10 protein-coding genes are annotated in these 14,334 nt (G+C 57.4%); 2 read left to right on the forward strand and 8 right to left on the reverse strand.

Annotated elements, in window-relative coordinates; translation table 11 throughout:
* Window positions 1-93: 93 nt before the first annotated feature.
* The 6 genes from IVB19_RS39545 to IVB19_RS39570 all read right to left on the reverse strand — a co-directional run bounded on the left by IVB19_RS39545 (window position 94) and on the right by IVB19_RS39570 (window position 9,119).
* Window positions 94-1,095 (reverse strand): oligopeptide/dipeptide ABC transporter ATP-binding protein, encoded by a 1,002-nt coding sequence (locus IVB19_RS39545; RefSeq protein ID WP_247822000.1) that lies wholly within the window; start codon window positions 1,093-1,095, stop codon window positions 94-96.
* A 16-nt stretch (window positions 1,096-1,111) separates the two neighbouring features.
* The gene (locus IVB19_RS39550) at window positions 1,112-2,098 is read right to left on the reverse strand and encodes an ABC transporter ATP-binding protein (RefSeq protein ID WP_247822003.1); all 987 of its coding nucleotides are present in this window, start codon (window positions 2,096-2,098) and stop codon (window positions 1,112-1,114) included.
* Window positions 2,095-3,027 carry an ABC transporter permease gene (locus IVB19_RS39555; protein ID WP_247822004.1) on the reverse strand — a complete coding sequence of 311 codons (933 nt, stop codon included), beginning with the start codon at window positions 3,025-3,027 and terminating at the stop codon, window positions 2,095-2,097. The genes IVB19_RS39550 and IVB19_RS39555 overlap by 4 nt, the downstream gene beginning before the upstream one ends.
* Window positions 3,024-3,950: an ABC transporter permease gene (locus IVB19_RS39560; RefSeq protein WP_524536780.1), complete on the reverse strand. Its 927-nt coding sequence runs from the start codon at window positions 3,948-3,950 to the stop codon at window positions 3,024-3,026. The genes IVB19_RS39555 and IVB19_RS39560 overlap by 4 nt, the downstream gene beginning before the upstream one ends.
* Before the next feature lie 79 nt (window positions 3,951-4,029).
* Complete coding sequence (locus IVB19_RS39565; protein ID WP_247822008.1) at window positions 4,030-5,706, reverse strand: ABC transporter substrate-binding protein; 1,677 nt, start codon at window positions 5,704-5,706, stop codon at window positions 4,030-4,032.
* 1,877 nt (window positions 5,707-7,583) lie between these two features.
* On the reverse strand, window positions 7,584-9,119 hold the full coding sequence (locus tag IVB19_RS39570) for a porin (RefSeq protein WP_247822009.1): 1,536 nt from the start codon (window positions 9,117-9,119) through the stop codon (window positions 7,584-7,586).
* Window positions 9,120-9,587: 468 nt separating this feature from the next.
* Here IVB19_RS39570 and IVB19_RS39575 point away from each other — a divergent pair, with 468 nt between their 5' ends.
* Entirely contained in the window at window positions 9,588-10,070 is a 483-nt protein-coding gene (locus IVB19_RS39575; RefSeq protein ID WP_247822019.1) for a MarR family winged helix-turn-helix transcriptional regulator, read from the forward strand.
* Window positions 10,071-10,163: 93 nt separating this feature from the next.
* On the opposite strand, the gene IVB19_RS39580 is transcribed toward IVB19_RS39575, so the two are convergent.
* Window positions 10,164-11,303 carry an alpha/beta hydrolase family protein gene (locus IVB19_RS39580; protein WP_247822020.1) on the reverse strand — a complete coding sequence of 380 codons (1,140 nt, stop codon included), beginning with the start codon at window positions 11,301-11,303 and terminating at the stop codon, window positions 10,164-10,166.
* 730 nt (window positions 11,304-12,033) lie between these two features.
* On the opposite strand from IVB19_RS39580, the gene IVB19_RS40590 reads away from it, so the two are divergent.
* Entirely contained in the window at window positions 12,034-12,438 is a 405-nt protein-coding gene (locus IVB19_RS40590) for an aspartate/glutamate racemase family protein (protein WP_346283671.1), read from the forward strand.
* Between the two features lie 491 nt (window positions 12,439-12,929).
* On the opposite strand, the gene IVB19_RS39590 is transcribed toward IVB19_RS40590, so the two are convergent.
* Window positions 12,930-14,330 carry an aminotransferase gene (locus IVB19_RS39590; RefSeq protein WP_247822022.1) on the reverse strand — a complete coding sequence of 467 codons (1,401 nt, stop codon included), beginning with the start codon at window positions 14,328-14,330 and terminating at the stop codon, window positions 12,930-12,932.
* Between the last annotated feature and the right edge of the window lie 4 nt (window positions 14,331-14,334).

Consider the following 14,334-nt stretch of genomic DNA (forward strand, 5'->3'; position numbering starts at 1 on the left):
TTCGCGGCGCGCACGCCAGTCGAACTGGAGTCGTCAAAAAACAACGAGTTCTCGCGTCACGTTAGTCAAAATGTCCAGCGTACGGTCAAGCCGTTACTTTGGCGCCCAGCATGCAACATTGTGCAGTGGACTAACATCGATGAGTGGCGGTTCCTCTTCGCGACACCGGTTCATGGCTATATTGCAACGCGGGTGAAATCGACACCCTTTAGGTATCTGAGCGGCATCAGGGACTTCGCCTTGCAATCCGAGCGGGTCGATCTTGCGTGCGTCGGTCCGCACTTTCGGCGTCGCCTCGTGCAGAGCGATGGTGTAGGGATGCCGAGGATTGAACGTAATATCGTGCGCGCTGCCAATTTCGACCACACGTCCGAGATACAAGACAGCAATCCGGTCGGCGATCAACCAAGCAAGGGGAAGATCATGCGTTATGAACAGAAGCGCTGTTTTACGCACTTGGCGCATTTCAACGAGGACTTGAAGAATCTGCGCACGGATTGATACGTCGAGCATTGACACGGGCTCGTCGGCGACGATGAGCTCAGGTCTCACCGTCAGAGCTCCGGCAATCACGACACGCTGGCGCTGTCCGCCAGAAAGTTCACTTGGGAAGCGAGCGAAATAGTGAGCTGGTGGCTTGAGCCCAGCTGCCGCAAGAGCCTCGCTGACGCGCTGCGTGAGCTGCACGTCACTATCGACCAATTTAAGCGAACGCAACGGTTCTGACACAATATCGAAGACCGTATGTCGCGGATTTAACGCCTGATAGGCATCCTGGAAGATCATCTGAACTCGACGCCGGTAGGGGCGCAACGCAGAGGAACGCCTTTCCGAGGTCATATCCCGGCCGTCGAACAGCAATCGACCGCCCGTTGGCTGCACAAGCTTTGTGATTACGCGAGCAACCGTCGACTTGCCACTTCCCGACTCTCCGACCAAGGCAACAACTTCACCGCGCTCAACGGTGAGATCAATCCCGTCTATGGCTCGAACCGCGCCAGCGGGGCGGCTCAGGATTCGATCGAACAGTCCCCTACGGATCGGGAAATGAACTGCCAATTTATCCAAGCGCAGGATCTCGGCCATGTCAGTCATGAGAAGCTACATCTTCCTAGTGCTTTGAGGAATCGTGAAGATGACAGGCCACGCGACCCTGCCCGCACTTGTCCAGCTCGGGAACTTCCACCGCGCATATCTCGATTGCTGACGGGCACCTGGGATGAAATGCGCAGCCAGAGGGTCGGTTCAACAAATTGGGCGGATCGCCTGGAATCGGCCGGATCATCCTTTTGCCGTTCGCGGGGTTAGGAATCGATTCGACCAATAGCTGTGTATAGGGGTGCTTGGGCTTGGCGAAAACCTCGGGGACATTGCCCTCCTCAACGATCCGGCCGGCGTACATGATCATAACGCGATCACAAGATTCAGCTACGACCGACAAATCATGCGTGATCAAAATGAGGGCAAGGTTGAGCTTCTTTCGCAGTTCGCCTAGCAGCCGAAGAATCTGAGCCTGGGTGATGACATCGAGAGCTGTTGTTGGCTCGTCGCCGATGATAACTGAAGGGTGACACGCAAGTGCCATCGCGATCATCACCCGTTGACGCATCCCGCCCGACAGCTCGTGGGGGTAGGCGGCACCGCGGTTCGGCGGAATGCCAACGAGCTCAAGCAACTCTTTGGCCCGTGAAATCGCGTCCTTGCGGGGGAGACCGAGCCGCAGCATGCACGGCTCTGCTATCTGTTTGACGATGCGCTGCACAGGATTTAGGGCATTCATAGCTCCTTGAAAAACGACCGACGTTTCGCGCCATCGGTGTGGACGCATTGCCGCATCGCTTTCCACCGGCAGCCGAACGCCACGGTATCTTATCTCGCCAGCACAGATACTGGCGTTTGGCGATAGAAGGCCCGTAATTGCCATAGCAGTCGTGGTCTTCCCGCTGCCCGATTCACCAACAAGAGCAACGGCCTCTCCCCTGCGAAGCGCAAAGCTTATGTTCTCGATAGCTCTCGATGGGACGCATTTGAGTTCATAGACCACAGAGAGCCGATCAATTTCCAAAAGGAACGCATTTTCAAGGGGAGATGCTCTCATGGAATGACACTCAGCCGTGGATTGAAGGTGTCCTCGAGGGCATTCCCGATGAGGACAAAACTTAGCGAGACCGCGAGGACGCATACTCCGGGGGCGCCAAGATACCACCAAGCTCCAGAACTGGCGGCGCCGGCACGCTGAGCGAGGGAAAGCAAGGTGCCCCACGATGGCTGTAAAGGGTCACCGAGCCCGAGAAATGAGAGAGCAGTCTCGGTATAGATTGCACCGGCAACAACTAGCGCTCCATTGGCTGCGATCTGCGGGACGAGGTTAGGCAGCAGATGGCGAAACATGATGCTAAGATCACTAGTGCCTACAACCCTAGCGCGATCGATGAATTGCCGTTCTCGCAGAGACAACGTCTGGCTTCGAACGATGCGCGCAACGAAAGCCCAGCCTGTTAGGCCGATGACCAAAATGATCACCAAAAGAGAGGGGCGGAAGCCAAGGATATCTCCGCGATTCCCAATTGTCGCCAGAACCACGGGCGTAATGACAAGAGCTAGGACAAACGACGGAAGAACAAAAAAGAAATCCGTCAGCCGCATCAGCCAAACATCGACAGTCCCGCCAAAGTAGCCAGACGTTATCCCAACTATGGTTCCTAGGATGAGGCTGAGCACGGTCGCCAGCAGCGCAATCGAAAGCGAGACACGGGCACCGTGGACCACGAGATTGAGTACGTCCCGCCCAGCTTCGTCAGTCCCCAGCAGATGCTGACTTTGCGGCGCCACAAGGAAATCGCCCGTTGCGGTGGCTGCGTTTTCGAGCTGTCCTACCAGAGCGCCCGGTACGGCGGCCATGATCAAGAAGCACGCCAGGACGAACAGGCCAAGTTGCGCGCCGGTATGGCCAAAAAATTGGCGGAGGAATCCTTTGATTGCCTGCGCCCTGACACGCGCGCGAGAGACAACAGCGTGTTTGGTCATTGCCGCACTCGCGGGTCAAGTACGCTGTAGGTCAAGTCGGCGACAAGGTTTGCTGCAACGACCGATGCGCCAATCAGCAGGAATATGCCTTGGAGGACTGGGTAGTCGCGCGCGTTAAGAGCTTCGACAGTCAGGCTGCCAACGCCCGGCCAGCCGAACACAGATTCAACGGTGACCGCGCCCGCCACCACGTAGCCGAGGTTTAGCGTGACCAGGGTTACTACCGGCAGCATCGCGTTCCGGAACGCATGACGCATGAGCATCTGACGACTGGTCAATCCTTTTGCCCGGGCGGTGATCATATAATCCTCGGTTATGACTTCACTCATCGCGGCACGGGCCACGAGCACGTACTGCCCAACAAGGACGAGTGCAAGCGTTGAAGTTGGAAGTACGAGGTGTCGGATTCGGTCGGCGAGCCAGTCGAAGTAATCGACGGACCCGAGCGTCGGTGAATACGCGCCATACCCAGGAAGCCAACCTAATCCCGTACTGAATACCACCACCAGAACCATGCCGAGCCAAAATGGAGGGGTCGAGTAAAGAGCCAGAGAAGTGATTGTGGCCACATGCGCGACCGCGCTCCTTCGCCGCCAGCCCGCATAAATGCCCAGCGTGACCCCGGAAATGATCGCGATGAACTGACCCAGGCCAACCAATACTATCGTGGCTGGCAACCGCCCGAAGATAACGTCAGCGACAGGCCTGCCCTGGAACTTGAAGCTATAACCCAGGTCGCCCTGAAACGTCGTCGACAAGTAGCTGAGGAGTTGGTCTGGGATCAGCGGCCGGTTAAGGCCCCAGCGCTCGCGCTGCGCTTGGATCTGCTCCGTGGTCACGCCGTCGCGTGCCCCCGCCAGCAGCAAGCTGGTGGGGTCCCCCGGGATGATTCTGAACAAGATGAAGTTCAGAATCGCCACCATTAGAATTGTTACTGCCGCCCTCATCATAACGCGCTGGATGTGTCGGCTTGCCTGGCCTCTCTGTACATTGAGACCCATCTTAGATCGGCCTCAGGCGGTCGAGCGGAAAATAACTGGTCATTGACAGCATGCCCTCAGTGCCCCAACCCTCGAAGCATGCCTTGCGATGAGCCTCTAATATCAAAGGATAAGACAGGATGATGTAGGGTGCTTCCGTGTAAAGAAGACGCACCGCCCGATCAACCAACTCCCGCCTCTTCTTCATCTCGACTGTCACGTTTAGATCGGACAGGAGAGCGTCAAATTCCTTGTTCGACCAATATGATCTATTACCGGCGCCGATCTGCTTGCCGCTTGCAAGCGAGAGCTGGGCTCCAGGTCTCACGGACGGCCAGCTGTTAGTAACCACTAGATCCCAGCCTCCGCCGCCCTTCTCCGGAGCTGCCGTACGTGTCTCGAGCAAGCCGGGCTCGAGCTGCGTTACCGATACGGGAATGCCAATTTGGGCCAGCCAAGCTGCGATAAGTTGCACAGCCGCAATCGGTACATCGATGTTACCCGAGATGTTTCCGGTGATCAGCTCAAGCTGAAAACTTTTACCCTCCTTATCTTCTCGAACGCCGTCGCCGTTAGTGTCCCGATAACCGGCGACATCAAGTCGCCTGCCCGCTTCCGCGAGATCGAAGCGCCGCTTGATGTCGCTCAAATCCGAGTAATATTCAGCTGCTTTCGGGACAAGCGCCCCTACGCCAGCCTCGGCGTGCCCGCGGTAGGCTCGAGTGATGATAGCCTTTAGATCAATCGAGTAGCCGATCGCATCGCGAAATGCCGGATCCTGTAGAGCCTTGGTGCTGCCTGCGCCCTTCCCGGAGAGAGTATTGAAAGCCAAGAAATCGCGCTGCTCTGTGCGCGATTCACCGACATTTATGTTGGGATCCTTTGACAGGTCTGTCCATTGGGCGGCCGTCAAGTTCATGCCATAGTCGAGGTTACCGCTCTTCAATCCTTGCGCGATAGAATCGGCCGTATTGAAGAAGCTGAAAATCACGCCGGCAGTCGCTGGCTTTCCCGTGCGGAAGTACGGGTTCGGCGCTAGGCGCGCAAACTGACCCTGCTGGAACTCGGCAACAAACATAGGGCCAGTCCCCACCAGCGGCGGATCGTTGCGAAAAGTGCCCCGCGCTTCAGCGTAGCTGATGCCTTTCCAAATGTGCTCGGGAACGATCATCGTATATCGCTCGAGTGGCCAGCGGGTGGGAACCTTGGTCGCGATCTGCAACGTCTCGTCATCGAGGGCAGTGATGGAGTTCACGACTTCAAAGCCCGTAGTATTGTTGTAACCGGCGTTTAGCTCGTCGGGAGTGCCAATGGAGTCACGCAGATAGTTGTAGGTGAATGCAGCGTCTCTGGCTGTCGCAGGCCGGCCGTCTGACCACTTCATCCCGGGCCAGATTTTAAAGGTCCATGTCACGCCATCGTCGGCGACCGACCAGTCCTTGGCGAAACCCCTTCGATCGGGGTGGACAATACCTTCCACGCTGACGAGCCAATCATAGGTGAAGACGAGGGGCCAGAACGCGGTCCAGCTAGCGAATGGGTTGAGTGAACGAGGGGCGGCAATTCCCCCGAGGCGTACAACGTGATCGTCGCAAGATGCAGCAAAAGCCCGTGAAGTTAGAACGAAGGGCACGGTAGAGGCTGTCAGTAAGCCCTTCGCAATCACGCGACGGCTGTAGCGCGACTCTTTCGACGACATACTACCCCCCTAGTTTGTTATAAATCATGTCTCATCGCGTCCGGTCCGGACGATGTCGTTATGCTAGCCGGCCCGCCAGACGGATTGCTGCAAATGAGCGTGCTATGACGCACGATAGCTGCGGATAACGAGCTCAGCGGTCTTCTTTCCTCGCTTGACTTGTCCTGGGATGAACGACCTTACGGCCCTCATCAGTCGGAGAGCGGGTTGGAAAAGTAGTTCCTGTCGCCAGCGAGTTGGCCAGATCGTCCACCGCGCGGGTGCTCCGGAGTCTCTAAGTGATAGCGGTTGCGCCGCTTTTCCGTTCTTCTCGCGATAACCGGCACCCGTCAGCGTGCCAATCCGCCGGAAGCCGCGGATCAGTTGTCAGTTGCAAGGAGCAGATCCGGAAGCTCACGCATCGATTGGTCGCTCGATGAACCATGGTGTAACCCGGGGCGGTTCAGTGCACCTATCCGGTCAGGCGCAGAGCCCTCAGGAAGGTCATCGGTTTGTAGCCGCCGTGAGGATCCTTGGCGGTGAGTTCTGTGTCCGGTCCAGGTCTCGTCGATGAAGAGCAGCCGCTCAGCTTCCACTGACCTTGGTACTTCGTCCACTGAGCTCGCCGCCGTGCCACGTCGGACGATCGCGTTCGCGAGCACCACGCTTTTTGAGGTGAGCTCTGGGCATGCACGACGTCCCAGAGCAAGTGAGAGTCCACCTTCAGGGCGCGACCGGCGAGTTCGGCAACGAGCCCCCTTAGTGAAGTCACCGTCGCCGATCCGTTGCGTCGGCCAGACTGCGCGTGTTCTCCCGAAACCGCTTTAGGCTTGTGACCGCCCATCCCGCCAGAAGCGTCAATCTGCTCATCCTGGTGCGGCCGAGCGCGCGCAGCATGGCGCAACCAGGAGTCCAGCTCGACGATTAGGGAGCGACTACCCTCCTGGCGCACACGCAATCGCCCCCGCGCATTGAGGCCGTTAATCTCGCGTCCGATGACGAACAGAACATTGACGCGCTTGATAGTTTCGGGCGCGATCGGCGCCTTGCTGTCGTGATCCTTTTCTGAGTACCTGACCCCGGAGGGGGCGCGGTGGGTTGACGTTGAGGCTTCCATGAGGGACGCGCGGGTTGGTGACAGACTCCGGAAACTGCACACGCAGATTGGAAGTGCGACGGTACGGAGCATTCCGCTCGTCTACTGCGATGGGTGAATGTCAAGTTCTAGCGGGTCAGCGAAGCGGACATGCTGTTCGGCCATTTCCAACCCGAGATCGTGTTGGGGCCACTGAAGCTCTTCTTCTTGGTGCTGCACGATAGAACCGAGATTAGCTATTAACGCGAGAAGTCGGAAGCCATCGGTATTACCACGAGCATTAACAGGGACGCGACAAGGCGGGTCGCCTGAGATCGCACACGGTTTGCGGCATCCTGATCGGAAAGCAGTCACCGACCTGCCTGTTGCTTCCTGCGCCCACGGCGTTAGCAGCTCGAATCCTATGCTTTAGAAATGAAAGATCGAGGTGTTTCACAACTTCCTAAAAAATCGGGCTGCAAAGCTGAGGAGTCGACGACAAACAAAATGTCAGATGGAAAACGCTCTCACTATCTGATCAAGATGGCCGGTTATCTCGCCCGAGCTCAGCGATCCGCCGCCCGGCAGTACCGTGATCTGGCGCGGGCGGTCACCTCGCCGACATCGCGCTAGGCGCCATGGTCGGAGAGGACCTTGGGGGCGAACGGAAAACTTCACCGGCCGGTGCGTACGACACGTACGGCAGGCGCTAGCACCCATTCAGAGAAAAGGCCCCCGGCGGGCATGCCGGAGGCCTTCTTGGAGGTTAAGCCTACATGTAAGAGCCGCTACGTTCTCTCCTTCTGCTAGTTAGACTGCAAACTTACCAGTTGCGCTGAGCCCGGAGCAGCAGCGCCAAGCTGTTTTGATCCTTCAGCTCATACGCGGCGCCCGGCTTTGCGACTCCTGCCTGGACTGGCAGCGCGACAGTGCTTCCGCTGGCATATTTCTGATCAAGCATGACATAGGCAAGCTCGGCCGAGAACGTCAGGCTCTTGACTGGGGTCCAGCGTGTGGCGGTACCTACGACCGAGTAGTTGAAGTCAGGGTTGCAACCTGCGAGACCGCTGGAGAGCGCAAGCGTGGTGACGACAGCGCCGCAAATATACCCTTTAGCCGTGTCGTTATACCGGATTGCGCCCCAGCCACCGAAGACTGACGTATTCCAGTTCGGGTTCCAATTGTGGGTATATGCGCCGTTGAAGCCGTAGCTCGTCGTGAGCTGCTGACCAGCTCCCGCAACGAAGACCGAGTCGGAGACCCCAGCAAGGCCGACGCTCTGATAGGCTCCGGGTACGCCCGCGCCCCTGTAGAGAGCAAACGTGTACGGTCCATAAGGTTGGAAGTTGTAGCCCGAAGCTCCGTTGGTATACACGCCCTGTACGTTGATCGTGTCACCGACACCAGTAGGGATGTTCTTGATCGACAATGCTAGTTGACCAGCCCATCCCCACTTGTCACCCGGATGACCGGTTGTTTCGTCAACCCCATAGTACCCAGCGTGATTATCATGTGCAGCCACGGACGCTTGGAAAAGGCCCCATGCCTGGTCCACGCGGAGCATAGCCACGAGATCCGGAGCTCTGGATCCTCCGATGTCGCCCGCACCGTACGTACCCGCAGCCAGCCCGGCCGCCGTCGCGCCGCTCACGTTCCAAATGTTGGTCGTATTGCGAATCACCTGATCCTCAGCCGAGAAACTGGCCGTAATGCCCTGGCCGAAATCCGCGGTGTAGGCGAATTGGTTGACAGCCTCCCACCCGCCGCCGCCCGGCAGACCATCGTAGCCGTTCCCGGGATAGTTCGTCCACGGAGATGAGAATTGCGACTGCGCTCTACCGATGGTGAAACCGGCGAACTGGATGAACGCGTAGTACACAGCCAGCGAACCACCCGCGATCGCACCACTGCCTGACGCACCAGTCGCGTTTCCTGAATAGGAAGTGGCGCCATTGATCGCGGTTGAGCCAGCGCCGTTGTAGCCGCCCGCTGTCCATGTGAACGCCAGTTCAGCGTATGTGCGAACAACTCCGTACTCAGTGGCAGTGCGAGTGTCGACGTTTAGATCAAAACGCGATTGAGAGGTATAGTAGTTGCTGAGGCGATTGTGCGCACCACCTAGGCCACCGGTCGGGGCGACCCACACCCCTTGTGCGCCAAGCGTTGTGTTCGCGCGCAGGTAACCACCCAGCTTGATGCAGGTGTCGCTCCCGGGGATGTAGTAGAAGCCGGCCCCATAGAGGGAGCAGATCTTCACGTACTCGATCGCCTTGGCCTTCACTGGCAGATCGGCTGCCTGTGCGCTCCCGCCTACGAACATTGCGGCAGAACCGAGAATAAGACTTCGTGTCAGTTTCATCGTTGAACCTCCAAGTTGGAAACGTCGTTTCCGTCCTTCAAAGAACCGCCGGCGCTAGCCTCCCCGCGTGGTCGGGGTTTTGACGGAACGACTTCGAGGCGCCCCCTCGCTGTCAACCATACGTCTAGCTCGCGAAATCAATTGTTACAATTAATTCCTTCCAACAATTACCAGTTCGGCTGGAAGTGCAGCTTTTATGCAACATAATCATGCTGGGACAGCCCAGAGTGAATGAAATTAACTAACTTGCACCATCCGCGCCACTCCAAAAGCCTGCTTCAGACGCGTAATAGCAACTGCGAGGGTGGAGGCCTGAACGATTTCGGAGCAGGAAGTATCCTAAAGCAATTATATAATACAATTGTTGTTTCGCATGGGGACCATGCTTTCTGGCTGTTTCGCGAGCGCCGTAAGATGGATAAGTAGGACGCGATCCGCCCTAGTTTGGCACCCGAGCTGAAGGACCAGATGGCCACGAAAGATCAGACCGACAAAGCCGCGAGGGACTTCATCTGGAACATCGTCGAGATCCACTCACAGCTCGAAGACATACATAAAAACTGGGCTCACCTCTTAGGGATCACCGAACCGCAGTGGTTGATCCTGATGGCGATCGATGAGCTCGATGAAGGACGCGGCGTTTCGGGGATCGCCGTTGCGAACAAATTGCGCATCCATCCTGGCTTCGTTACAAATCAAACGAAAAGACTGGAAAGCTTGGAGTTTCTGACGCGCGTCCCATCGCCTGACGATGCAAGATACGTGCAGATGTCCCTTACTCAAAAGGCGCGGACGGAAATCGCAAAGTTGTCGATCAAGCGACAAGGCCTCAACGCCACGTTGTTCGATGGACTAGATGGGGCCTCCATTGACTATCTTAACAAGCGGCTGTCGTTGCTCGCGAAGAACAGCCGATTGGCGTCTCAAAAACTAAGTATTGGCGTGTTGTAGATTCCGATTGACCGCCGCCGCGAGGCGAGAGCGATCAGCACGGATAGATCTCCGTTTTCAAATTGGCCGCGTCGGTAGCGTTCATCCCGGGGATCAATCTCCTGCCCGCGACATCGCAGCGTTGGTACACGCGCTACTCTGTCCATCGGCTCTAATTGGAGCTAGCCTTTTTACGAGCTTATGCTCCAGCCATCGAAATATGCGGTCGTCGAACGCTAGGAAATTTTCGATTTCGCCCATGTGAGAGTTGCTCGTCTGTGGCATCGTCAGAACATCGACCTGCGCGTCGGCGCAATCATTTTGAAGGCGCATAGCCTCCGACACGCTTACAATGCCGCGCCCGCCAGCTACCACAAGAACCGGGCATTTCATCTGCCTCACTTGTTGTGAACGACGCGCCGAAGCCACTTGCTCGTTTGGCGCTTCTGCAGCTCTCGTCAACCAGCCAACAGAAGCTCGCATTCGAGCCCAATTCCAAAGACCGCCATCGCAAACGGCCGCGGCTACACGGGTATCGGCCGCAGCAAAATCAGTGGCTAAAACGGCTGACAACCCTTCGCCATAGACGCCAATCCGAGTGGGATCGACGTTGGGCTGAACCGACAAAAAATCCAAACAGCTAGATAGCAAGAATTTGGATGCAGCCGCCGGCTGATTAGAGACATCCTCATGAGAGACAACGAGAATTGAGATGTCTCGACCAACAGCGACAGGCAAGACTCTTCCAAGCAATATCGCTGCCGCCTCTTGCTCCCTGCTGACGCAAATAACTGCGGGGCTGCATAAGCTGAGATAGGACGGACGGCCTCCGCTGCTTTCGAGGAAGCCGGGCAAGTAGTAGGCAGGAGCTTCGGATTGATTCCAGCAGGACGTGATCTGCACCCGTTCTATTCTCTGCTGCAGAGCAGATCCAAGCCTTTGAACACCAAGCTCGATTTTCGACGAGACCTGCCCACCCTGTGGATCCTCTTCCTCAAGCAGCCGCCGAGCAACTTCGAGAGCCGTTAGCGCACAAAGCCAAGCCTCTCGCGCCTCATCGATCGCTCCCTTTTCGCTCTTCAGGTCGCCGCGCAGGAAGTGAGCATCTCCGATTGCTCTCCACCTTGCGGCCCAGTTTCGCGAAACCGCAGCTTCATCGAGAGCGCTGATCGGGATATTCTCCAGAAACGCCGCGGCGCCCGTCCGCGTTGACGCCAGATCGGCCAACATACCAGGCCATGCAGCGCGCTTCATTCCGGTCGCCCCTTTGGTTAACCCCTCGACCTTCGCTCACGACTCGTCCGGCGGGCCAGCCGCTCGCCGAGCGATCAACAGCACGGCTCTAATCCTTTTGACGCGGCACTTCGTCTCGGGCTAGCGCCTTCATTCTTGTTGGGACCATACAGGGCGCCAAACGTCGAAGTTCCCCATAAGAGCGGCAAAACGAGTGTATTTCTGCAAATTACGGGCACAAAACGACGGTTTCTTGTCTGGGTGTCGCGAGCTTGGGCGCGAGAACGTGCCAATAGTGCAACCGACTCTGGGCCGCTTCGAGTAGCGTCCCGGCATGCTACGCACGAAAACGTCGCCGCCGGTTATGCAGGCGCACAATTTCTGAGTCAGACGGCTTAGTCTGCCGAAATCCGACTTCTTGATTGGATATGCTCTGGCCATGACATCGCAAGCTGTACGGTCCCTCGGAATTCTCAATCTCGAACGAGGAGTTCCGCCCGGTGGCTCGCCACCGCGGCCCCTTCCCGGCTCAATGTTGGATCCAGCGACCTTTAACTTCCCAGTGATCGCAGAAACGGTCGCGGGTGCTTGGGTCGAGAATGTCGTCCGCGGCGATCCGGCTCTCGAGCCGGCCTATGTCGCAGCCTCTCGACGCCTCGTAGATCGGGGCGCTGTAGTGATAAGTTCAACCTGCGGGTTCTCCATAAGGCATCAGCGAGCTGTCGCGGCGTCGGTCGGTGTGCCGGTGGCAATGTCAAGTCTGCTGCTGTTGCCGACGTTGCTCCGCTACGTGCCGCCGGTTGGGAAGATCGGTGTGCTGACCTACGATTCGAGCCATTGCGGGGAAGATCTGCTCGGAATCGATGATCCAGGCGAGCGAGCGAGGATCGTTATTGGTGGCATAGAAGGCGGAAAGTTCTGGCACGACGAGTTAAAGCGTCCGCCGCCACCGATCGACGTCGCATCAATCGAGTCCGGCGTTGGTGCGCGGATCAGGAGCCTTCGCGATGCCCATCCTGAAATAGTGGCCATCTTGTTTGAGTGCGCTGCGTTTCCGATGGTCGCGCCGGCGATCCGTCGCCACGCTAAATTGCCGGTTTACGATATCACGGACCTCTGCCGGCTCATGATCGCATCCGTAGCTAGGCTTGATTAGATTGTGGGGCCTAGCTCAGTATCCTCCTTGGGCAATCGTCGATGACGTCCCGAACACAATCAGATTCACCCAATAGGCATCTTTGATCGGGCGGAAGTACCGCCATTTAAAACACACTTTAAAGATCCCGTTTCGGCGACTAACCCCGTGACGGACTTTCAAACACGCAGCTATGTGAATTCAGGGGCATGGCTCTCGAGGGCAGCTTCCAGTTCCTAAGGGATGGCTGCAGACGTTTTATGTCTAAAGGACCCGAGGGTGCCTCGCCCACCGCAGACGGGCTAGTCGTCAACGATTTCACTATAAGAGCGTTTAGGCCAGAACGCGTGAGCGTCATTCGGGTATGCATCGCTTACGCGGACACGATCCCCGTGTGACCGCCTGCGAGCGAGAACAGCGGATGTCCGTTGTCCTCAATGGCGCTAAGCGCGCCTCTCGGCTCCGCGGGGCCCGAGAGCCGAAATCCTCAGACGCAATATGCAAAACGAGCTTCAGCCGGCCGCTGGTTTCTTGGCCAGCTCGTCCATCACATCCTTTGTTGCTCGATAGGCCAAGTCCACAATCTCATCGATCTCGGCCTCTGATACAACGAGCGGGGGTGCAAAGCCAAGAATGTCCCCGTGCGGCATTGCTCGGGCGATTAACCCGCGATCGCGGGCAGCCTTTGAGATCCGAGCGCCAACCTTTAGGTCCGGATCAAACCGTCGCTTCGTATGGCGATCTGCTACAAACTCGATCGCGCCGAGCAGGCCCACCCCGCGAACTTCTCCCACGATTTCCAGCTGAGCAAACCGCTCTTTGAGTCGCTTCTGAAAGTGCGCGCCGACAGTTTTGGCGCGGTCACTTAACCGCTCCTTCTCTACGATGTCGAGGACCGCATTGGCAGCCGCAGCCGCGATCGGGTGCCCAGAATAAGTATATCCATGCGAGAATGCCCCGACACGATCAGCGGCTTCCTCCATGACCTTGTAAACTCTCTCACCAACAATGGCTCCTGAGAGCGGCATATAGCCGGAGGTCAGTCCTTTGGCGACTGTTACTAGATCCGGCTCAATGCCGTAAAGGGTGCTTCCGAAATCCGCGCCGGTACGGCCGAAACCACAAATGACCTCGTCTGCAATCAGAAGAATGTCGTAGCGCCTGAGCACCGCCTGGATTTCACGCCAGTACCCCTCAGGTGGGGGCGTAATGCCGCCGGTGCCTAGCACCGGCTCAGCGATCAAGGCACCGATTGTTTCTGGCCCCTCCGTGACGATTAGTGTCTCGAGTTCGGCGGCACGCCGACCAGAGAAGTCCAGTTCCGTCTCGCCCGGCTCGGCGCCCCAGTAGTGATGCGGCGCACCGGTGTGCAGTATGCCCGGGTACGGCAGGTCCATGTAATCGTGGTAGAACGACATGCCGGTCATCGAGCCGGAAATCACAGAGCAGCCATGGTAGCCGCGCTCACGCGAGATAATCTTCTTCTTCTTAGGCTGCCCTCGTAGATTGTTATAGTACCAGACGAGCTTGGCTTGAGTCTCATTCGCATCGGACCCGGACAGCCCGAAAAAGACCTTGCTTGCCTTCCCAGGTGCCATCCGTACGAGGCGGTCCGAAAGCGTGGCCAGCTGTTCGGTCGTGTGTGCCGCATATGTGTGGTAGTACGCCAAACTGTAAGCCTGACGTGCGATTGCTTCGGCAACCTCCGTACGGCCGTAGCCGATATTCACACAGTAAAGGCCAGCAAAGGCGTCGATATAATTGCGACCCTCAGCGTCCTTGATGCAAATCCCGCTTCCGCCTGTGACGATCGTCGGATCACCCATTTTTCCCGTGGCGAAGTCTTTGAGCTGAGTGAATGGATGCAAAACACTCGAACGATCCCGTTCAGCAATGGTTTTGATGTCGATCATCTTA

Origin of the sequence: Bradyrhizobium sp. 187, assembly GCF_023101005.1 — a bacterium.
Taxonomy (GTDB): Bacteria; Pseudomonadota; Alphaproteobacteria; order Rhizobiales; family Xanthobacteraceae; genus Bradyrhizobium; species Bradyrhizobium canariense_D.